General features: G+C 63.1%; 16 protein-coding genes and 1 pseudogene. 1 reads left to right on the plus strand and 16 read right to left on the minus strand.

The annotated features are described in order from the left end of the window. The first annotated feature begins 71 nt into the window (after positions 1–71). Positions 72–770 (plus strand): LexA family transcriptional regulator, encoded by a 699-nt coding sequence (locus LU671_RS19940; protein WP_203650156.1) that lies wholly within the window; start codon positions 72–74, stop codon positions 768–770. 396 nt (positions 771–1166) lie between these two features. Here LU671_RS19940 and LU671_RS19945 read toward each other — a convergent pair. The 16 genes and pseudogenes from LU671_RS19945 to LU671_RS20020 form a co-directional block, all read right to left on the minus strand. Then, positions 1167–1784, minus strand: a pseudogene (locus LU671_RS19945) (TetR/AcrR family transcriptional regulator); the annotation flags it as partial. Between the two features lie 181 nt (positions 1785–1965). After that, positions 1966–2658 carry a glutathione S-transferase family protein gene (locus LU671_RS19950; RefSeq protein WP_203650154.1) on the minus strand — a complete coding sequence of 231 codons (693 nt, stop codon included), beginning with the start codon at positions 2656–2658 and terminating at the stop codon, positions 1966–1968. Positions 2659–2691: 33 nt separating this feature from the next. Then, entirely contained in the window at positions 2692–4983 is a 2292-nt protein-coding gene (locus LU671_RS19955) for an efflux RND transporter permease subunit (protein WP_203650152.1), read from the minus strand. A 51-nt stretch (positions 4984–5034) separates the two neighbouring features. Next, on the minus strand, positions 5035–5469 hold the full coding sequence (locus LU671_RS19960; protein ID WP_028690310.1) for an MAPEG family protein: 435 nt from the start codon (positions 5467–5469) through the stop codon (positions 5035–5037). A 102-nt stretch (positions 5470–5571) separates the two neighbouring features. Then, complete coding sequence (locus LU671_RS19965; RefSeq protein ID WP_139668245.1) at positions 5572–6714, minus strand: cupin-like domain-containing protein; 1143 nt, start codon at positions 6712–6714, stop codon at positions 5572–5574. A gap of 22 nt (positions 6715–6736) precedes the next feature. Beyond that, positions 6737–7867: an N-acyl amino acid synthase FeeM domain-containing protein gene (locus LU671_RS19970; RefSeq protein ID WP_232856634.1), complete on the minus strand. Its 1131-nt coding sequence runs from the start codon at positions 7865–7867 to the stop codon at positions 6737–6739. A 113-nt stretch (positions 7868–7980) separates the two neighbouring features. Beyond that, positions 7981–9264 (minus strand): cation:proton antiporter, encoded by a 1284-nt coding sequence (locus LU671_RS19975; RefSeq protein ID WP_232856635.1) that lies wholly within the window; start codon positions 9262–9264, stop codon positions 7981–7983. A gap of 6 nt (positions 9265–9270) precedes the next feature. Further along, positions 9271–10227, minus strand: coding sequence for a bile acid:sodium symporter family protein (locus LU671_RS19980; protein ID WP_203650135.1), 957 nt, complete (start codon positions 10225–10227; stop codon positions 9271–9273). Continuing rightward, positions 10215–11054 carry a dienelactone hydrolase family protein gene (locus LU671_RS19985; RefSeq protein WP_232856636.1) on the minus strand — a complete coding sequence of 280 codons (840 nt, stop codon included), beginning with the start codon at positions 11052–11054 and terminating at the stop codon, positions 10215–10217. Before LU671_RS19985 ends, LU671_RS19980 begins: the two co-directional genes overlap by 13 nt. A gap of 115 nt (positions 11055–11169) precedes the next feature. Next, on the minus strand, positions 11170–12279 hold the full coding sequence (locus LU671_RS19990; RefSeq protein ID WP_232856637.1) for a hypothetical protein: 1110 nt from the start codon (positions 12277–12279) through the stop codon (positions 11170–11172). Between the two features lie 53 nt (positions 12280–12332). Then, positions 12333–13109, minus strand: coding sequence for a hypothetical protein (locus LU671_RS19995; RefSeq protein WP_203650128.1), 777 nt, complete (start codon positions 13107–13109; stop codon positions 12333–12335). A 158-nt stretch (positions 13110–13267) separates the two neighbouring features. Further along, positions 13268–14539 (minus strand): DUF1302 family protein, encoded by a 1272-nt coding sequence (locus tag LU671_RS20000; protein WP_203650126.1) that lies wholly within the window; start codon positions 14537–14539, stop codon positions 13268–13270. 56 nt (positions 14540–14595) lie between these two features. Next, the gene (locus tag LU671_RS20005) at positions 14596–15435 is read right to left on the minus strand and encodes an outer membrane lipoprotein-sorting protein (RefSeq protein ID WP_203650124.1); all 840 of its coding nucleotides are present in this window, start codon (positions 15433–15435) and stop codon (positions 14596–14598) included. Then, complete coding sequence (locus tag LU671_RS20010) at positions 15432–16685, minus strand: beta-eliminating lyase-related protein (protein ID WP_232856638.1); 1254 nt, start codon at positions 16683–16685, stop codon at positions 15432–15434. The genes LU671_RS20005 and LU671_RS20010 overlap by 4 nt, the downstream gene beginning before the upstream one ends. Beyond that, positions 16682–17578 (minus strand): ThiF family adenylyltransferase, encoded by an 897-nt coding sequence (locus tag LU671_RS20015; protein ID WP_232856639.1) that lies wholly within the window; start codon positions 17576–17578, stop codon positions 16682–16684. Before LU671_RS20015 ends, LU671_RS20010 begins: the two co-directional genes overlap by 4 nt. Positions 17579–18457: 879 nt before the next feature. Continuing rightward, positions 18458–21388: a TonB-dependent receptor gene (locus LU671_RS20020; RefSeq protein WP_269806775.1), complete on the minus strand. Its 2931-nt coding sequence runs from the start codon at positions 21386–21388 to the stop codon at positions 18458–18460. Between the last annotated feature and the right edge of the window lie 94 nt (positions 21389–21482).

The raw sequence follows: 21482 nt of genomic DNA on the forward strand, positions 1-21482 counted from the left end.
CACATTTCCTACAAAATTCCTCTACATCGGGTTGATTTCCACACCGTACGAGGGCCTATAGACTCGACACCATGAAAACATCCGGTGACCGTCTCAAAGCCCTCCTGCTGGAGTGCCACCTGACCCCTTCCGACTTTGCCGCCCAGCGCAAGGTCTCGTCGCAGCACGTCAACAACTGGTTCAAGCGCGGCGTGCCCCAGGCCCGGCTCGATGAAATCGCCGACCTGTTCTGCGTACGCAGGCGCTGGCTGCGCAGTGGCGAGGGACCGAAGCATCCGACGCCTCTGGCTCCCGCGACACCAACGGCACCGGCCCTGGCGTTGCCGCCGCCGCTGCAGGCCCTGGACACGGACCTGATCCACCTGCCACTGCACCAGGTGCGCGATGGCAGCCTGCAGGCGCTACCAGGGCATTATCAGCCGATACCCCGGCGAGCCCTGGAGTGCCTGCAGGTCAACGCAGAAAAGGCCATCTGCCTCGGCATGCCAGGTAACAACATGGCCCCGCTGCTGCCCCAGGGCGCCCTGCTGGCCATCGAGCGCGGCTGCACCCGGGTGGTCGAAGGCGAATGCTACGCCCTGCTGCACAACGGTCGCCTGCGGGTGCAACACCTCACCCTTGGCCACAATGGCACGCTGTGCCTGCACAGCCATGACCGCCTCAACCATCCCAGTGAACGCTATACGGCCTATCAGCGCCGGGTGCAGAACGTGGAAATCCTCGGCTGGGTGTTCTGGTGGTCGAGCCTGCGCCCGGCACGCCCCGGCTGAAGCACCTCACTTTTTGCTGGGCATGCGCCACACACACGGGTATGCTACGCCGCACATCATGCCCCCTGATGGTGCAAGCCGCATTCCAGAGGGCCTGGCGACGTCTCACACAGCCGTCCGCCATCTTTTTCAGGCCATGTTGCCAACCGTTTAAGGCGGTTGCGGCTTATCAAAAATGAGCCAAGACCGTCCCCGAGAAGCCGGCCACAAGCCGGCTTTTTAATTCCTGTCGATTTCTCCAAGATGGCTCGCCCCGACGTCGCTCCTGCCGACGCCGGCTATTTGCTGCGGCAGGCTGCTCAACACCGGCCTGAACAGCATGCGCGATCGGTACCCGCCCCCCAGACTGCGTTCGACCATGCCTTCGGCACTCGGCACCGCGCCGCCATGCAAAGCCATGAACATCGACACGACCTCACGCACGTGCGCTTCGGCGTGCTCCCCTTGCAGCGGTGCACACAGGCCGATCAGTACGCGAAAATAGTCATCACCCTTGAGCAGGCAGAAGAAGCGTTTCGCCGACGTCTGCGCATCCTCGACGCGCAGACGACCTGCAAGCGAAGCACGCATCAGCAACTTGGTCATCTCCTTGAGCATGTGCTGTGCACCCGCCTCGTAGAACATGCAGGCCAGCTTCGGCTCCTGACGGGCCATCGCCACGATGATGCGTTGCAGCGCGACCGCCTCGCTGCTGCAGATCAGGTCCAGGTACTTGCCACCGATCTTGAGCAGAACCGACTCGATACTGGCATGCGGCGAAAACTCGAACAGCCGCTCTGGCAGCTGCTCGTCGCACTTGGCTGTGATGGCTGCCGAGAACAACGTCGCCTTGTCACTGTAGTGGTTGTACACAGTCAGCTTCGAGACCCCCGCCTCGGCGGCGATCGCATCCATGCTGCTCCCCTCGTAGCCTTTGCTCAGAAAGAGGCTCTTAGCCGCTTCAAGGACTGCCTTGCGCTTCGCTTGATCCTTGGGACGACCCGATCTACTCACCATCACCGGTTGTTTGGACATCTGATTTCCATACCATTCTTGTTTAATTTTTAGATGACTGACCCCTCCAGCCCGCATTGCTGCGAGCCGGCCAGTCAAGTGTTGCAGGCTAAGACGGCCCGGTCGGCGACCAGGCAGCCGGCAAGGCTCAGGCTCCGTACGAAATGTATCTGCACTCGCCCATACTGCGTTCGTACAGACCCTAGGGCACGAACAATCGCTGCCCTTGCTGTGCATAGGTTTCGCTAGCCTCGGCCGTGCGGCCGGCACCGAAGACATCACTGATATCGAACGGCACCTTCACGCCACGTTGCGCTGCGGGGCGCTGCTCGATAACCGCCAGCCAGCGCCGCAGGTTCGGCAGGTCCTGCACATCGACACCCGACCACTCGTGGCCGCGGGCCCAGCACCAGTTGGCGATATCGGCGATGCTGTAGTCCCCGGCCAGGAACTCATGCTCGGCCAGACGCCTGTCGAGCACAGCCAACAGGCGCTTGCTTTCGGCCTGATAGCGAGCGATCACACTTGGAATGCGTTCTGGAAAGTAACGGTTGAAGACGTTGGCCTGGCCCATCATCGGGCCGACACCGCCCATCTGGAACATCAGCCACTGCATCACCGTCGAACGCGCCTTGGTCTCCTCGGGCAGAAGTGCGCCGTGCTTCTGGGCCAGATAGACCAGGATGGCGCCGGACTCGAAGACGCAAAAGTCCTCTGAATCACGATCGACGATCACTGGAATGCGGCTGTTGGGGTTCAACGCCCTGAAGGCTTCGCTTTCCTGCTCCCGCGCGGCAAGGTCCACCAGAATGGCCCGGTAGGGCGTGGCGAGCTCTTCCAGCATCACCGAGACCTTCCAACCGTTTGGCGTAGCATAGGTATACAAGTCAATCATCGGTTAATTCCTCGAACAGATCGTCTGACTGAATCAGCGTTCGGAAAGCGCAATGCCGGACACATCAGCGCTGGGTTCGGTGCGCCTGGCGAAATGGTGGATGAGGTAGGGTATGCCCACGGCGTTGCAGAACAGCGAGACGAAGATCGCCAAGGCGCAGAACACCCCGAACAGGCGGGTGAAATAGGATTCGCCCAGTCCGAGCACGAGGAACCCCGCACACAGCACCAGCGCGCCGGTCCACAGCGCCTCGCCAATGTCCTCGAAGATCATCACCACCAGTTGCTGGGCCGACAGGTGCGCCGGGGCGTGCCGCGCGTGGTAGAAGCAATGCAGGGTTGCGTCCACCACCAGGCCGAACATGATGCAGCCGATCATCGAGGTACCCACATTGATCGACAGGCCCAAGGCCCCCATCACACCGAACACCGCCACCAGCGGCATGATGTTGACGACTACTGCGACGGCGGCGATCTTCCACGAACGAATGAGCAGGTAAAACGCGACCAGCATGCAGGCGACCGCGAACAGGATGCTCCACAGCATGCCGTCGAGCAGCAACTTGACCATCGCCGACTGCATCACCGAGTACGATGTCAGGCTGTGCTCGAACACACTCGGCTGCCGGTCGAGGTAATCGTTCACCTGGTCAAGCACCTGCTGCAGCTGGGCGTGAGGCATTTGCTGCAGGCGCACGCGCACTCGGGTGGACTGGTTGTCGTAGTCGATGAAACGCGTCAGTTCGTGGTCCGGCCCCGCCAGCGAGTAGGTGAAGACGTATTGCTCGGCCGCCTCCCGACTGTCAGGCAATACCTGGAAGCGCGGGTCGCCTCCATTCATCTCGCGATGGATATCGCGCAGGAAGTCGACCACCGACAAGGTCTTGTCCACCCCAGGGATTCGCCCGAGGTAATCCTGCAGCGCGGCGATCTCGCGCAACGCAGCGGGTTCGAGTACCCCGCCCTTGTCCTGGGTCCGCAGGCTGACCTCAAGGTTGGACACGCCACCGAGCTCACGCTCGACGAAGTCCGTGGACACCTTCACCGGTGCTGACCGATCGATGAAGTTGAGGAACGAGGCTTCCACATGCAGGCGACCGATCGGCAGCAGCGCCAGGGCCACCACCGCGACCGTCAGCAACGGCAGCGTGCGCGGCGAACGATACAACGGCGCGAGGCGCTCCACCCACCTGGCATGGTGCTTGTGCTCGGACCGTCGCACGCGCCTGGCCGGCGCGCACTCAAGCAGGAACGGCATCACCAGGTAGGACAGCACATAGGCAAGGATTGCCGCCAGCGCGGCGATCACGCCGAACGAGCGGATGGGCGCCACCTCGCTGACCGCCAGGGTGAGAAAGCCGATGGCCGTGGTGAAGGAGGTGAGGAAACACGGCACGAAGTTCTGCCGCAGCGAGCGACGTGCGGCCTCGAGCACCGGCAGGCCGTCGTTGAGGCCCTGCCGGTGGGTATCCAGCAGGTGCAGGCAATCCAGCACGGCGACGCACATCATGATCGACGGCAGGCCGACCGTGACCGCGTTCATCGGCAACCCCAGGCGTCCCATGCTGCCCAGCAGCAGCGCCGTGCACAGGGTCACGACGGCCATCACCACCCAGACATCGCCCAGGTTGCGCAGGAACGCCAGCAGCAACACCAGCAGCACCAGCGAAGTCAGAGGAATGAAGACCTTGAGATCCTTCCACATGTCGCTGGTCACCTGTTGCTCGACCACCGGCTCGCCGGCGACGTGGTACAGGGTGAAGCCGCTGCCTTGCATGATCGGCGCCACGCTCGCCAGGATCCGCTCGAACTTGCCTTCGCCAGCCGCCGAGCGGACCTCGATGAGGATCGCCGCCACCTGCCCGTCCGGCGAGATCAGGTCACGCTGGTACAAGGGGCTGGCGCGCAGCTTGTCGAGCACCCGTTGGCGATCGTACTGCGTCGGCTGGGCCAGCGCCTCGGCCACCGGCAGGATATCCAGCGCCTGCTCCTGGCCATGAATGATGTTGACCGAGGCGATGCTGGTCGCCTTGGCCACGTCGGGCAACTGCTTGAAGCGCTCGGTGACCGCCTCGAGCCTGGCCATCGCCTGGTCGCTGAACAACGCCTGGGGTGGCAGGGCAATCACCACCATGCGGTCTTCACCGAAGCGCTGCTTGAACGCTTCGTACTGCTGGCGCTCGGTGTTGCCTTCAGGCAGGAAGGAGTCGATTGACGCATCGAACCGCAGTCCCAGCGCACCGGGCGCGATTGCCAGCACGGCAATCAATACCCACAGCGCATTCAACCTGCGCCAGTTGATCAGAAATCGAATGATTGCATCCATGCCCATGGGTGTACCTCGCGCGATGGCGATCCTTTCATTGTCGTCGGTGCATCAGCCGGCCCTGGCGGCCAGCTGAGCGATGATTAACCCGGCAATACCAAACAGGCAGACGACACCCACGGCATAGGCCAGGGTCCGCCATGGCTGCCAGCGCGCCAGGTAGGTCACGGTGTGCACGATGCGTGCAGCGGTGAACAGCGAGAACAGCCATACCGCAGGCCCTGCCGGTCCCTCGAGCAGCACGTAGATGCCACCGAGCACGAAGAACAATGGAATGTTCTCCAGGTCGTTCATCCACGCCTGGGAGGCGCGGGAGACCTGCGGCAATTCCTCGGCACTGGCGGGGCGGCCGACGAACCCGGCATCTTCGGCATTCTTGAAGGTCAGGCGGCCAATCCGGTATGCGCCCTGGTAGAGCGAGATCGCGAACATCTTGGCGAACAGCACCAGGACACACAGGGTGTAGCTGTACAGAACAACGCTCATATCTACTCCTTTAGATAACTTCCGGTGTTTTGGTCGATGCCCCGGCGGTTCAGGCCTCCGGGGCAACTCCAGTGTAACAGCCGGGCTCTTTTCAACCGGAGCTTAAAGCGATACGCGCCGCACGAATTCCTCGGTGTCGAACTCGAACGCAAGCTTTGCGCCGGTCGCCTTGTCCGAGCCCCAGCCTTCCTTGAGCACGGTCATCACGGTCTGGCGGAAGCGTGGCGAGGTCACCCACATCAGCGAGAACATCTTGTTGCCCATGATCATCTTGTTGATCGCCCGCGAGGCAATGGCCAGCGAAGGCACCGGGGTCTCGACGCAGTGCCACCACCAGTGTGGCGAGAACAGCACGTCACCCGCCTCCAGGGTGGTGGTGTACTTGGGAATGTAGCGATACAGCGGATAGCCGTCGGCCTCGATCTCGTCGTGGCTCTTGCGCCAGTCGAGCATGGTTGCGGCGTAAAACATGTCCTTGCGGGTAATCGGGTGCATCCACATCGAGTGCTTGGGATGCACGAAGGTCCACTTCTTGACGCCGCTGATCATGGTGAAAAGGTTCGGTCCCCCGGTGCAGTGCCAGCCCGAAATCACCCCGCCGGCAGACAGGAACATCTGCGTCGACATGATCCGCTTGTCGCGGGTGCTCAGGTAGCGCCCCAGGGTCGGCAGGTCGAGTTCCTGGCGCAGCTCGGGGTGCTTGTTGAACAGGTCCTCGGTGTGGCCCGGGTAGTAGGTACCTCCGCCAAGGATGTTCTCCACCACTTCGGAGATCGGCAGGTCGATGTACTGCAGCGCCTTCTCGTTCAGTTCGTTGCCCCGCACGCGGGTCGCCACCTTGACATCGCCGTAGTGCTCGGCAAGGTATTGCGGGGTCCATTTGCGCACTGACTCCCAGTCCTTGGCAGCGCCGCGGAACACCACCGGGGTGTTGGGTTCCAGGTAGATCTTGTGGAAGTTTTCCGGCGACAGGTCCTTGAGCTCGACCTCCGGCACCGGCAGCGTCGGAGCGTCGCCGTAGGCCCGGGACTGCTCCTGGATGCGCGCCTCGATGCGCCGGGTGCGCTCGATGCATGCCTGCGAGCCATAGGGGCCATGTTCCTTGCGCCCGACGAAATAGTAGCGGCGGAGGAAATCCGCCCAGTACTGGCTACGGGTCAGCCAGTCGATCTTCGGGTCGTGGGTCAGGTCGATGGTCGGGAAATCCACGTGGGCGAAACTGCCGGAATTCATCACTTTGTCCATTGCTATCACTCTCCCTGTTGTCTTATTGGGTTTCACTGTTGAAATGCGCTGCGACGTCCTGCGGCGCACCTTGCACCGCACCGCTGCCGAACAGCCGAGCCAGGGCCTGGACGGACCACTCGGTCAAGCCGATATCCTGGAGCTGCGCCATGGGGTTGCCGAACAGGAACTGGCGCACATGCGGGCGCAGTTCGAGCGACAGCAGGTCGATGCGAATCGCCACGGCCGGGGTGTTGTAGTTGCTGTAGTAGCGCACCTCGGAGATCGCGCTCACCCCCATGAAGCGGTACAAGGCCTGGTGCTTGGGCGGTACGGCGAACACCACGTCGGTACAGCCGCGGGTGAACTTGGCGTGTTGCAGGGCGATGCGGAACAGCGAGTACACGCACAACATGCGCTCGGGGTCATGGATGCTGTAGTTCATCGCCCCGAAGTGCTCGGTGCTCACCGCCAGCATGCCGAACTCGACCAGACGGCGACCTTGTTTGCGCAAGGGCGCCAGGCAATCCTCGAACACCGCGTCCATCGGCAAGGCTGCCACCGAGTCGGGAATCGAGGTCAGGGTCATCGCCACCTCCCCCTCCACCTTGCCGACGAAGGTCACGGTCTGCGGGTTGAGCAGGAAGCTGTTGGTGTACAGCCCATTCTGCGCGGGCGCTGCCAGGCCCTTGCGGAAGTAGGCGCCATAGACCAGGCGATAGGCGGCCTCGCGGTCGTCGATCGATTTGGCCTGCCCCAGCAACACCGGTGCGCTGGAGTGCAGTTCGCTGGCCGGGCAACGCGGTTGGTGATCCGGCTGTTCGCCAGCCTCGGCGATCGCCTGGTCAACCCTCAGGCGCTGGCACAGGTGCTTCACCTCGCGCGGCCATTGCCCGCCATTGCAGGTTTCGCAAGGCAGGCAATGCAAACGCACGATCGCGCCGATGGCCTCCACCTGCACGACCTGCGCCTCGAAGGTCAGGTCGCGCCGAGCGATGTCGTCGCGGCCCTGCAGTGTCAGCACCTGGCCCACGCGTACTGCCAGGGTCGTCTCCAGCACCAGTGCCGACTCGCTCAGCGAACATAGCCGCGCCGTGCCCCGGACATCGTCGACGCTCAGGATCCAGGTCCCCCCTGCCTCGTCAACACATCGTTTTTCTACGTCTGTACTCAACAAAGGTCTCATCAGCTTCACTTCCTATCGATTGAACGAGAACATCCCTATCGCTACCTTTCGAAGCCCAGATCCATGCGTGTCGTGCTCCTCCCTGCCAGTTGCGTCATTGCTCAAGGGTTTTCCAGCACTGGCCGCTCTCGACCTTCGCGCGTTGCCACGACCCGTGCGCTTGAGGCGGTGGGCGCAGGCTCGCGCGGCCGGATCAGCCGGACGATCGGCAAGGTGATGACCGTCGCCGCGAGTGCGACAACCATGAGAATCGCGTAGAGGTCGGTCGTGATGACGCCGATCTCCAGCCCGACCGTCAGCAGGATGATTTCCATCACCCCCTTGGTGTGCATCAGCGTCGCCACGACGAATGCGTCGGGACGGCAAAGCCCCGTGCAGCGCGCCACCAGGTACGAAACCCCAGCCTTGCCCAGCGCGCCGACCAGCAGGAACAAACCGCCCCATGCCAGCAGGCCCGACCAGCTACCTGCCTCGATGTTCACGTTCATCGCCGCCGTGCCAAAGAACAGGGGTGCGAAGAACAGGTTGACCAAGGCCTGCGGTCCCTTTTCCCAGAACTCGCGAAGGCCCTGGTGACGGCGGAAGGCGATCCCGGCGATGAAGGCGCCGATGGTCACGTGGGCGTTGGCCAGGTCGGTGATGACACAGAAGGTGAACAGCACGATCAGCGCCGCGACCAGTGGCCGTGACGGATCACTGCCGGCGGTCGCGGACGAAGGCGCGACCAGGCGGCGGCTGACCACGAACTCGGCCACCGCCACCAGCACGATCAGGGTGATGCCGGAATACAGAATGCTCGCCGAGCCCGTGCTCGATAGCAGCACCAGCACCAGGGACAGGGCGAACCAGGCGAGGATGTCGGTGATCACCGCTGCGTTCATCACCAGCGGCGCCAGCCGGTGGTGGAGAAAACGCGGATCGGCGAGGATGCCGGCCAGCACCGGGACAGCGGTGGCCGCCATCGCGACGCCAAAGAACAGCATGTAGGGCAGCCGATCGACATGGCCGGAGAACACGCCGTGGCTGGCATAGCCAAGCAGCACCCCAGCCAGTCCCGCGCCGATGAAACCGAACACCGCGATCGGCAACGCCCCACCAGCCTTGGCCTGCGATCCACCATGGCTCCCCGAGCCGGTTTCCAGCCCCAGGCCAAACATGATGAAGATCAGGCCGATCTTGCCCAGCGCCATCAGGCCGGTGACGTTGGCGAACAACGCGCCGGTCAGGCCGGGATCGATCGCGCCCAGTACCATCGGCCCGACGATCACGCCGGTCAACAGATACCCGATGACTGCGGGCTGACCCAACCAGAAACTGACGCGGCCCAGACAGTGGGAGACCCCGAGGATCACCAGCAATTGCATGAAGATGTTTGCCGAGTTCATGGTCGATCAATCCTTGCGCGCCGCGGCGCCTGAGTGCTGTCCGATGAGTCGTCCATCGCCGAAGGGTTCGACCGGCCGCTGCCCGGGGTTGGTCGGGTGCACGCGCCAGCGAGCAGCAACGGCGTGCAACGTGACCACCAGCAACGCGGCCAGGCAGACGAGGACGCTGTAGAGAATCGCCGGGATCGCCATGTCGACACTGCCCAGCAAGCTGGCGATGACCAGCGCCAGGGCACTGTTCTGGATGCCGATCTCGACGGTGATCGAACGGGTCTGGGCACTGCCGAGCCCCGCCATCCTGGCTGCCAGCCAGGCAAGGCCCATGGTGCTGCCGAACAGCGCCACCAGGCTGAAGCCCAGGCGCGCGGCATAGGCCTGCAGCAGCGGGAATTCCTTCACCACCACCACCAGGATCATCAGCATGAGGAACGCGAAGCCGAGTATCCGCAGCAGCGGTTCCAGACGTTTGCAAGCAGTCGGCCAGAGCCGCGCCAGCCCCATGCCCAAGGCCAAGGGCAACAAGGTGAGGAGGAACAGGCGCACGACGGTGTCGGCCATCGGCAGTTGCACGGTCTGGCCGAGAACGCCGTAGTGGGCCAGCGCCAGCGCCACCAGCAGCGGCACGCTGATGAAGGCGATACAACTGGAAATCACGGTCAGCGAGATCGACAGCGCCACGTCGCCCTTGAGCAGGTAGGTGATGGTGTTTGAGGCCACCCCGCCCGGACACAGGCACAGCACGATCACCCCCAGGGCCAGGGTGCCGTCGAGCGCAAACACCCAGTTCACCCAGAGCCCCATCAATGGCAGCAGCAGCACCTGCCCCAAGGTGCCGATGGCGACCCCGGTTGGCGCCTGCAGCAGGTCGACGAAGTCCTTGCGGCGCAGGCCCAGCCCCATGCCGATCATCATCACGAACAACAGCACCGGGGCGATCAGCCTGGCCAGTTCTATGGTTTGCATACGTGTTCTCCTGGCTGGCCCAGGCCCAACTGGGCCTGGAGAAATGCCACCACCGCCTCTTGGGCCAGGTAAGTGGGGTGGTCCTGTTCGTCGACATAACTCACGCCCAGCACCGAATGGGCCCAACGCCCGATGCCATGGGGGTTGTCCGCCGACGAGTCGATTTCGCAAGCGACGAAACGCTCGCCGAAAGCCTGCTTCAGGCTTTCGAAACGGGCGTCTGGGACCGCCGGGTCACCGGTGAAGCGCAGGCCGAGTACAGGAATGGCCTGTTCGGTCGAGCGCCGTACGACAGCGTCCAGCGTGTCCTGCTCGATACCCAGCGCACCGGCCTTGGCAGCGGACAGGGCGAAGGGCAGCGAGGGGTTTGCCAACACAGGGGCGATGACTGCAGGGTCCGCCATCATGGCCAAGCCAAAGCCACCGGTCAGGCACATGCCGATCACCCCCACTCCTGGGCCTGGACTGGCCGCGTGCGCCGCTCGGGCCAAGGCCCGCAGCCAGTCGGTAATCGGGCTGCTGCGCCGGCTGGCCAGGACCCGGAACTCCCGCGAGATGCAGACCTGGCCCATGCAACCGGCCACCGACAACGCCGAGACCCGCACCCCTGGCTTGCCGAACAACACCGGCATCCACACGCCAAGGCCCGCATCGGCAAGCCGCCGGGCCAGGCGCACCACGCCATCGTGCAGTCCGGGGACTTCGTGCATGAGCACCACCGCGGGCCCCTCGCCCAGGCGAAAGACCTGGCGAGTCACGCCCTCATGGGAAAACTGGAAATCCGAGCAACCTGCGAAAAGGTCGCCAGCGAGCGCTAGATCGTTCATTCAACCATCCGTGGTAAGCCATCCGCGGCAGGTGCTCGGCCAACAGCCGGCCACCCGCTCGTGCATGCCGCCCGCGCCTTGCTGACCAAGGCGCGTGGCGGCGTCGGTCAAGCCTTCAGGCGCAGTCTCGTGCCTGGTCAGCAACGCGCCTCACCGCCCTGGACGGGGGTGGCGCTTCGAGCGGCGCCATCTTCAGATCCTCCAGACGCAGGTCAAGCTCGCGCAGCGAGCGGTCGATGTGCCGCCCCATGAAGATCCGCCGACGGACCATGAAGTCCATGAGTGCGAAGATCAGCAGCCACTTGCGCCGCCCCGCCTTGCCTTCGCGAACCAGCTTGGCGAACTCGGGCTTGTACGGGTTGTAGCCAAGCAGCTTGAGATCCGAATACATCAGCAGCCAATTCAGGGTGAAGTTGCTCAACACCGGGTTGGCATGCACTTTGTTCTGCACCAGGCCCAGTTCGATGACTGTGTTGGTGACGCGCGCCTGGTCGTAGTCCCAGGCATGGAACGGCGCGAGGATGCGCGGCAGCTTGATGCCCTCGCCATGGCGTTGCGGGTTCCAGAACAGCGCCCGCTCGTGTTCCTTGAACACGCCGTTGGCAAACAGTTCATGGGGCGTCCAATCCTGGGCGATACGCTCCGCCGGCATCTCGTAGAGCATGCGCTCGGGCTCCGGCTGGCCGGGTGAATAGCCGGTGAAGATCAACGGGATGTCCTTCTCCACGGCAAAACGCAGCAGGTCCCCTTCGCGGATGTCCAGCCAGAAATAGCAAACCGTGTGCACTGCCCCCTTCGGGCCCTGGTTCATCAGCAGATGGCGGATGAAACGCCGGTAGACGCTCTGGACCGGACGGTGCACGTGATGGTCCACCCCGAGTGCCTTGACCGTCCGCCGGATGTTGTCCCAGGTCCTGGCCGGTATGTCGAAATCGCTGGTATACGCCAGCACCTTCAGGCCGTAGTCCACCACCAGCCGGTGCAGCAGGTAGCAACTGTCCTTGCCACCACTGAAGGAGACAATGCAGTCGTACTTCCTGCCACTGCCCTTGGCGGCGCGCAAAGTCGCCTCCAGGTCCTGCTGGAAGCGCATGCGCTGCGCGTCCTGGCGCAACCGCCCCCCCGCCTGCGAGATGCGGCACAGGTTGCAGGTGCCGTCCGAATCCAGCGCCACGCCTTCGACGTCGTCGGTCAGCAGGCAGCTGACACATACTTTCTTGAACATACCGACCAGCTCCTTTCTATCCTTGTCGTGCTCCGATAACGGTCCGTGTCAGGTCACGCGTTCACGGCGACCTGGGCGTGTGGCAGGCGGGCGTATGCTTGCCGGGCCAGTTGCAGGGCCTCCCCAAGGAAATCGCCATAGGCGGTCAGTGCCTGCTCGCCGATGGCGACCAGGTGCTGGGTGTATTCAGGCTTGGCTTCGAGCAACTCGGCGACCACGCGGAAGTTGGTATCGGTATGGCCAAAGTCGAATCTCACATGCTCGGCCAGGAAGGAAATACTTTGCTGGCCTTCTTCACACAGCGCTGCGGCACAGGCTTTCAACAGTGCTGGGCCGTATTGGGTGGTGATCAGTTCAATCTCCACATCAATGGCAAGTTCGGCCCACGGTGCATCTCCGGCCACCACGTCCTTGTGCAACTGGTGATAACGGCGCACCGAAGGCGTCAGATTGGAAACCAGCAAGTCGTCGGTATTGATCGGCATTCCCGGATACTTCGCATTCCACAGGTTCACCAACTTGTGGACATCCGCCGCCGCCCACTCGTGGTGACCGTCTTCTTCTTCGGTGTGCTCCTTGAAGAACTCGGCCAGCCTGTTCAGGCCCAGGGCCTCGCAGCGCACGCCGGCCGTGGCCAGGTACTCCGGAATAGGCGTAGTCAGTGCCGCGCTCATGGCGCTCCAGTAGATCATGAAGAGGTTCACCAACGGCGCGTCCATCGGCGCGTTGAACAACGCCTGGACATCGTCACGGGCGGCAAACTTCTCACGTGCCGCCGCGATACGAATCTGGTACTCGTTCATCATGATCGGATCATTGCCAACATTCATTTTTCACGCTCCTTTGTAGGATGAATAAAACCTTTAAAGTCCATGAAACAGGCGATCGCGGCCAAGGGACGGACAGTCATATCCTCCCGTTTCAAACGATCGCATTTACTGCAAATGGCCCGCATGAACATGCGCGCGCAACTACATTGCCCTGTCAATCAGAAGTAATAGTGAACCCCTGCGTACAATTGATCGTTATCCCTGAACTGGCCGAAGATACCTTCGTCATGCCCGGCAAAATGCATTCCGCCAGTGCGCAGTTCCCAGTCGTCGGTGACCCGCCAGCGCAATTGCAGGCGCCAGAAACGGTCGGTCATGTTCATGAACTCGCGCCCCTGGAACTCCAGCCACAGGTCCTCGCCCTTGAGCGGCACGTTCACCCGCCATGTCACGCTTGGCCGGTACTTGTCCGGCTGCATGTTGCCGTTGTGGTTACGGATGTAGTCGAGGGTGTACTGCAGGTTGATGTAGGTCCGCGAGGCGAAGGTGTAGTCCATGCCGGCCACTCCCCTGAGCGTGTCACGGCGCTCGACCAGACCCGGCACAGCCATGTCGTAGCTGACATAACCGGCATCGGTGACGTAAGCCAGTTCGCCACGCACACCGATCCCGTCACGCCCCGACTCGAACGCCATCGACGTGGTGTGCTGGCGGGCGTGATAAGGCTGCACGGTACCGACTGCCCTGCCGCTGGCGTCGAAGCCCTGGATATCGGCGCGAAATGCCGCCATCTGCTCGAACTGGTAGGCATAGTTGAACGACAGGTCATAATTGTCGCGCCGCAGCACTCGCCGAGCGGCAAACACGCTGTCGCCCAGCGGACCACCTTCAACCTTGGTCGAGCGCTCGCTTAACCCCAGTCCGCGCACGTAGTTGTTCTCCACGAACAGGCTCCATTCCTCGCCTGGCTGGGCCAGCAGGTCCTGACGGAACTGCGGCTGCCAAAGCACCTCGAAGAAATCGCCGCCATCAAGAAAGTAGCGACCGCTCACCGCGGTCACCGGCCACTTGCGTTCGAAGCGGGTATGGATCAGGAAGCTGCGAAAATCCTGGGGTGTGAAGCTGTCGATCACACTGACCTCGTCCGCCACCCCCCACTGGATCACCTGCCGCCCGATGCGCCAGCTGGTCGTCTCGCCTTCCCATTCGACGTACCCTTCCCACAACCTGGCAGTGCTTTCGTTTTCGTCGGCTGCCGAACGCATGCGCTTGTGCTCCAGCTCCAGGTCCGCCGAAACCAGCGTGCGCAGGCCGTCGGCCTGGTGATCCAGCTCGACCCGGCCGCGACCTCGCAGGCCATTGTCCAGGCTCGACTTCAAGGCGCTCGAGCCCACCTCGCCACCGCTGCCCAGGCCAACCGCCGAGCGCAGGTCGAGAAACCCCGTCACCGTGTTCTGGCCACCCAGGGCCGCCAGCGCCTGGGCGCTCACGCAAGGCGCGCCAGCCAGCGACAAGACGGCTGCAAGTGTTCGGACAATCCCGACCATCACTCCACCATCCTGCTGGTTTCGTCACTGACCAGGCGTTGCACGTCCGCAGGTTCGGCAAAGTGCTCGATGCCCTTCTCCATCTGCCGCACCGTCACCAGCGACGCAGGCAGCCCGGTATCGACGCGAACCCAACGTCGCTCCATCAGCGTCTGATGCCCGTTGCGCAGATCATTCACCTGCACGAAACGCTCGTACAGGGCAGAGCCGTATGCCTGCACTTCGGTGCGCCGAACCTGCTTGATCAACTGGCCGGCAGCATCGAAAAAGTCGATCCGACTGGGGAAGTAACTGCCGTCGGCGCGGATGTAGTAGCGGCGCTTGGCATACGCCGAGTTCGACGACGGCTTGGCCTGGCAATCCACCACATGCACTGCGAAACCTTCCTCGCTGGCCTGCTCCACATAGCTGAATGTCCAGTCCTCGAGGTTGATCTTCTGCAGATCCTCGTAGATCAAGTCGGACCCGACCCAGGTCTGGTGCTTGGAAGATACCCGCCGAACCCGGCTGGCGGCCGGCAGGTACAGGTATTGCAGGTCCTCGGCGCCACGCACCTCCTCGTTGAAGGTGGCGATGTTGCGAATGCTGCGGGGATAGAAGAACTTCTGCAGGTCGAGGTCACCCTGCTCGCCTGCCAGGTGATACCAAAGCAACCCGCGCTGCCGCTTGGTTCCAGCCTTGTCGGTCAGGGTGACCAACAACATCGAGACCGAATCCTTGCCGGTTGGGCGGTCCTCGGAACGCTCGATGATATCCCTTGGCACCAGGTTGCCCGCCGGCATGCCAGCGAAGGCCAGCAGCGGACAGAGCACGCCGATGATCATCAGCAAACGCTTCATGGCTGCACGCTCCCGGCCTGGCGATAAGTGGCGAGCATGCCGCCGGCGAGGCCTGCAGGGCGGTGGACCTCCTCCAGGGCGAGGTGCTGGTCGGTTTCGCGCAGCGCCTCGCGGATGCAGATCGCAGCCGTGTCCAGGACACGCTCGTCCTTGCCTGGAACGCCAAGAGCGAAACGCACCAGGGCATCGCCAGGGCCGGCCGAGCCCCCTGGATTGAGCGCGCCACGCACACCGTAGCCCACATACAGATGATTGAGGAAGGCGCGAGCATGCATGGCCGTGAACTGCGCGCCAGCCATGAGGAACACGCCATGGACACCCACCTGTGACTCGTCGCCCAACTGCAACAGGCCGTGGAAACGGCGTACCTGGTCAATGCGCGAACGAACTTGCTTCACCAACCCATGCGGCTCGCGCATTGCCGCCAGCAAACGACGCTTGCCCAGCAGGTCAAGGCCCGTGCCGAAGATCAGCGCCTGGTCGCGACAACGCTCGAACAGGGTGCGGTCACGTAGCGCGAGGAAACCACCGATGGTCGTCGGCATCTCCTTCGTCGCGCTCAGCAACACACCGTCTGCCAGTGCGCACAGGGCCTGAACGATGCTCAGTTCGTCATGGTCACGCCAGTCGCAGGCGTACTCGCGGATCAGACAGGCATTGCTGAGGATCCGCGTCGCGTCGAGTAGCAGCGGGATGCCGTAACGATCAGCCACTGCCTTCACTGCACGCAGGTTGTCCAGCGAAACGGGCACGCCGCCAATGGCATTGGTGCAGGCTTCGACCAGCAGGAAAGGTATGCGCTGGCGGCCCACACGCTTGATCGCCTGCTCCAGGGCCACGCAGTCCAGGTCAGCGCGAAATTGGCCACCGGCATCTGCCGTCGACACCGTGCAGTATGTGGCGCCCCTGAGCTGCAGGTGCGCCTGCAGCGTGGGAAATGGCGCGCTGCCAAGCACGCAGTCGCCCGCCGTGACCAGGGCGTTGACCAGCAACGCCTCCGCCAGCCGCCCCTGGGCCAACGCCAGCACCTGGGGCAGGCCGAACAAGGCCTGGAACGCCGCAGCCAGTCGCTCGTCCAGCTCACCGTCGCCGTCCTGGCGCAATAGAGGAACGCTCGGGTAGTCGCGGTGCATCAGGCTGTCGGTCTGGTAGTCGTCCAGGACCAGCCGCGACGGTATCAGGTCGAGGTTGAACCCATGTTGAGCCAGGACCCGCGCGCGGGCCTCGACGGTGTCGGCCAGCAACGTCATGCCAAGGCTCCCTCGGACACGTCGATGATCCTGTGGTTCATGCGATTGAGGTCGAAGAACATCACCTTTGGCAGCACGATCGGTTCACGGAAACCCGGCACCAGGTCATGCAGCAGGTGGTTCACACACTCAGTGGCCAACAGCGATGTCGCGATCAGAGGCCCCACAGCTACCGTTGGCACCTTGCCAACCTCGAGGCTGCGGACGATCGCCTGCATGTGCTGGGGCACGAAGATTTCGTCGAAGATCCGCGGCAGGGAGCCCTGCTCCTTGGCCACCTTGAGCGTCTGCGTCCAGTACTCCATTCCCAACCCTTGCGGTGAGGAGCACAAGGCAAAGCAGCCGAAGCCCATGATCGGCCCGACAACGCTGAACACCCCACGCTCGTGTGCCTTGCGGTGGATGGACTCACGCAGCGAGTGGGGCACGTTGGCATCCAGGCAGTCGACCAGGATGTCAGCGCCCGACAGAAACTCGTCCTGGTTGTGGTCGGTGATACCTTCGACAAAGATCTCGACCTTGGCCCGGGGATTGAGGTCGAGAATCAGCTCGCGATACACCAGGGCCTTGTTTCGGCCCAGCGAAGCACCCGTCGCGGCCCATTGGCGGTTCATGTCGGGCGGATCGAAAGCGCCCGGGTCAGCCAGCTTGAATGACTGTACGCCCATCCGGCACAGGGTGAGTGCCATGGCGCCACCCACGCCGCCACAACCGGCGATCACCACCCGGCTGGACGCAAGCTTGTCGATGCCCGCCTCGGTCAACAGAGGTAGCGAGCGGTTCAGCATATCGTCGTTGCTCATCCTGAAACTCCTTTTCTCACGTGTGTGGATCCTTGCCTTGGCAATGCTGCCAGAGGCCGCCATGCCTCCTGCGAGGCGCAGGAAGGACACGTTGCCAATACTTCCTTCGGCAAAATGTCACAAACAATTTCAAGCCGGCCCTATCGCACCGGCCAACTAATTAAACCGACGAGTAAATAAACAACGGCAAATCGCAGGCACAACGAGACACCACGCAGTAGTTGCGCAACACCGCCAATTAATAAAACCCTCAGTACACTATTGGCACTTTTAAACCGCAAAGTTTAATTTGTCAGTCGCTGGCGCGAACAAACTAAACTCGTAAGTTTAATTGCCAGGCAACCGAGCGCAGCAAGCCAAAGCAACCTTGAAAGCAGAACCAACAAGCCCGGCTCAAAAACAAGCATAAAAACACTTAAAATCAATGACTTGAAAATGCCAACTCAGGCTGGATAGACGCTGCAGCGCACAATAACACCCGAGAATTGCAGCCGCGTGCACAGTACTCGCCAAGCGTTTTGGCGTGGCCAATCCGGACGAACGCCAACAGAAGAAATAGTTATTAACTTAGAATATTCGCGGATACTAAACGGAGCGCCAAGACAATACAAGCCACTCTTTAGCCATTATCGATAGCCCTGCGCAACGAGGCGACTATCGCACGCAGCAGATGCGCGAGATAAAGCACAATCTATTATCCGGCACGCCTGTATTCAGCAGGCCCGCCGAAACATATGGCAGCGCTGCTCGATATCAGGGGGGGCAACGCTCGCACCCTGGCCATTGCCCGAGCAGCAGTCGGGACCTGCTCGGCATTGCAATTGGCTAGCGGCGATGCGGGGTATCAGGGGTTAGCGTTGCAGCGCACTTGAGATCGAACGCCGCGCGGGCGGCGCTCGGCTGCAAGGGTTGCGGCGGGCTCCAGCCACCCCGACTATCGGGCCAAGGCGCTGGACAAGGCAGGCGCTCTCAGAAGCGCGCCACCATCCCCACCCGCCAGGTACGTCCCGGCGCCGGCATGAAGCTCTGCGCCAGCGGGTCCAGGTAGTAGCGGTCGGTCAGGTTCTGCACCGACACATTCAGCTCGGTGTGCTCCAGCAGCTTGTACTTGAGGAACAGGTCGAACAACGCCACCGAGCGGTAGTCGATCTGCGGCGTGGTCGCGCCGGTCTGCCAGGGTTTGTCCATCTGCGCGGTGGGTCCCGAGCTGTAGGTCATGCGCCCGCCCACGGTCAGTGCCTCGTCGAAGAAGCGCATCCCGCCGAGCAGGTTGGCCGAGAAGCGTGGCGGGTTCTGGGTGTTGGTGTACGAGCCCATGTAGCTGCCCGACGTGCAGTCCGGGGTGTCCTGGGTGCGCTGGTAGCGATTGGCGCTGGCGCGCAGCTTGGCGGCGAAGGCCGCGTCGCAGGTCTCGGTCATCAGGTAGTAGGTGGCCGAAAGGTCGGCGAACACGCGCCCGGCATCGTAGTGCGACTGCAGTTCCAGCCCACGGGTGTGGAAGCTGTCGGTGTTGCTGAAGGTCATCTGCCCCCACAGGCCCGGGCTCGGGTCGTAGTAGCGGGTGATGTAGTTCTTGATGTCGTTGTCGAACCAGGCCAGCTTGGCCGACGCCTCGTCGCCGGCGGTCAGCAGGTCGCTGCGCAAGGCACTCACGCCCACTTCCCAACTGCGCGAGCGCTCGGGCTTGAGGTGCTTGCCCGGGGTGACCTGCTGGGTGCCCTGGCTGGTCTCGAACAGCGACGGCAGGCGCAGTCCCTCGGTATAGGAGGCATAGACGAAGGTATCCGGCAGGAACTCGAAATTGATACCGAAGGCCGGCGCGAAGCCACCGCCGCGGCTCTTGCCCTGCGGGGTGTAGTCGTAGCCGGTGACCACGTTGCTGACACTTTCGGGATGGACCACTACGTTGGTCGCGCCGGACTCGTTGAACGGCACGCCATTGAACGGCTCGTTGCTGTTCTCGAAGACGATGCCGTTGTTCAGGCGTGGGTCGGTGGCGTCGGTGTACTGGCCGTTCTGGTCGGGGAACCACGTCATGCTGCCCCAGTGCCCCGGGCTGCTGGCGGTGATCCAGCGCATTTCCCGCTCTTCGCGGCGCGCCTCGGCCAGCACGGTGTTGTCCTTGGTCTGGTAGTGGGCATAGCGGCCGCCGCCCCACAGCGTCAGTGTTTCAGTGGGTTTGTATTCCAGGTTGCCGTTGAAGCTGAACTCCTGACGCGAGGCATCGCGCAACATGCGGTTGGCGTTGATGTCGTGCTGGGTGGAGACCACGTTGCTTTGCGGCTGGAGGTCCTCGAGCTGGAAGGCGCCGCCCAGGTCGAGTTTGAAATCACCATGGGCTGTGGTGAAGCGCGACACGTTGTTCAGGTCGCCGCCGATGCGGCGGTTGTCCTGGCGGGACCAGGCGCGGTCGGTACGGTACAGCTGCGACTTGGGCGCCATCCAGGCCGCGCTGAGGGTGCTGGTCTTCGAGTCGGTCATCCACAGCCTGCTGGTGAGGTCCACCCACGGATTGCCCTCGGGCAGGTAGTGGTAGCGGGCAGTGTAGGTGTCGATCTGGATTTCGCTGGTGGGGTACTGGTAGATGCCGGCGGTGCCGTAGCGGAAGATGTCCGAGGGCATGATCTCGCCCATGTGCCCGTCGAAGCGGCGGTAGCTCAGGTCCAGGGTATGGTCGTCGGCCAGCCGCCAGGTGGTCTTGAGCAGGTAGGAGTCGGTCTCGAACGACGAGTTGAGCACCTCCTCGCCGGCGTTGTAGGTGTTGGCGACGCTCGGCTGTTCGTCACCGTCGCGGTCGTAGAGCCGGTAGCGGTCCTGGCCCTTCTTGCCGGAAAAGTAGTTGCCCTGGTTACGGTGCGCATAGGCCGCCACCAGGTCGAAGCGTTCGTGGGAGTAGCCGAAGGCGGCGCTGCCGGACTCGGCCTTGGAGCCGAACAGGCTACCGCGTTCGTCACGCGGCACCGCGCTCAGGTCCTCGTCCCTGGAGTTACGGTTGCGGTGCTCGGGCTCCACGCCGTTGTTCCACAGGTTGCCGGTCAGGCGCACGCCGACATCCTTGCCATCGACCAGGATGTCATCGACACCGATGGTCTTCATCTCCACCGAGCCACCGATCGCTCCCGAGCGAGTGCTGGGGCCTTTGTTCACGGTGACACTGCTGATCAGGTCGGGGTCGATGTAGCTGCGCTGCTGGGTGCCGCCGTAGCCCCGGTAGACATCCACCGCCTGCTCCGAGCCATCGACCCTGACCGCCACCCGGCTCTGCCCCTGGATGCCGCGGATGTTGACGTCCAGCGCTCCGCCGTTGCGGCTGTCGCCGACCTGCACGCCGGCCACGCCCTTGAGCATGTCGCCCACCGAGACGGTGCTGAAGCGGTCGAGGTCCTCACGCGACAGGTGCACCGTCGAGCGTGGCGCGCGATAGGTGTCGCGCTGTGGGTCCAGCAACTCGCTGGCCGCGACCATGGTCGGCGTCAGTTCCGTCGCCATCGCCGATGCCTGGGCCTGCGGGATGAGGATATAGGCCCCCCGGGAGTTCGACAGCAGTTGCAGGCCGCTGTTGGCCAGCAGGCGCCGGGCCCCCTCCTGCACGGTGTAGCGGCCCTTGAGTGCCGGCGCGGCGCGGCCGCGGGTCAGCTCGGGATCATAGGACAGCAGCAGCCCCGACTGGCTGGCGAACACGCTTAACGCGGTGCCCAGCGGGCCCTTGGCGATGTCGTAGTCGCGCAGCGTGGCATCGTCGGGCCGGGTAGAAGCCATGGCCGGGGCATCGGCGGCCTGAGCCAGGCTCGAAGCCGTGCCCATCAGGCAGCCGAGCATCGCACAACGCACGGCGAAGCTGATCGGGGACAAGCGTTGCGAAGGACGCGAAACAGGGGAAAGCCGACGGATTGCGGGCATGCTTTTCTCGCTCGTGAGGTCAGTGCCCGGCACTCGATGCGGGCTTGCACCCCTTCTGTCGCATGACGGCGAAAAAGGTATATGCGTGCGATTC

It is taken from the genome of Pseudomonas sp. NMI760_13 (genome assembly GCF_021283245.1).
GTDB classification, from domain to species: Bacteria; Pseudomonadota; Gammaproteobacteria; order Pseudomonadales; family Pseudomonadaceae; genus Aquipseudomonas; species Aquipseudomonas peradeniyensis.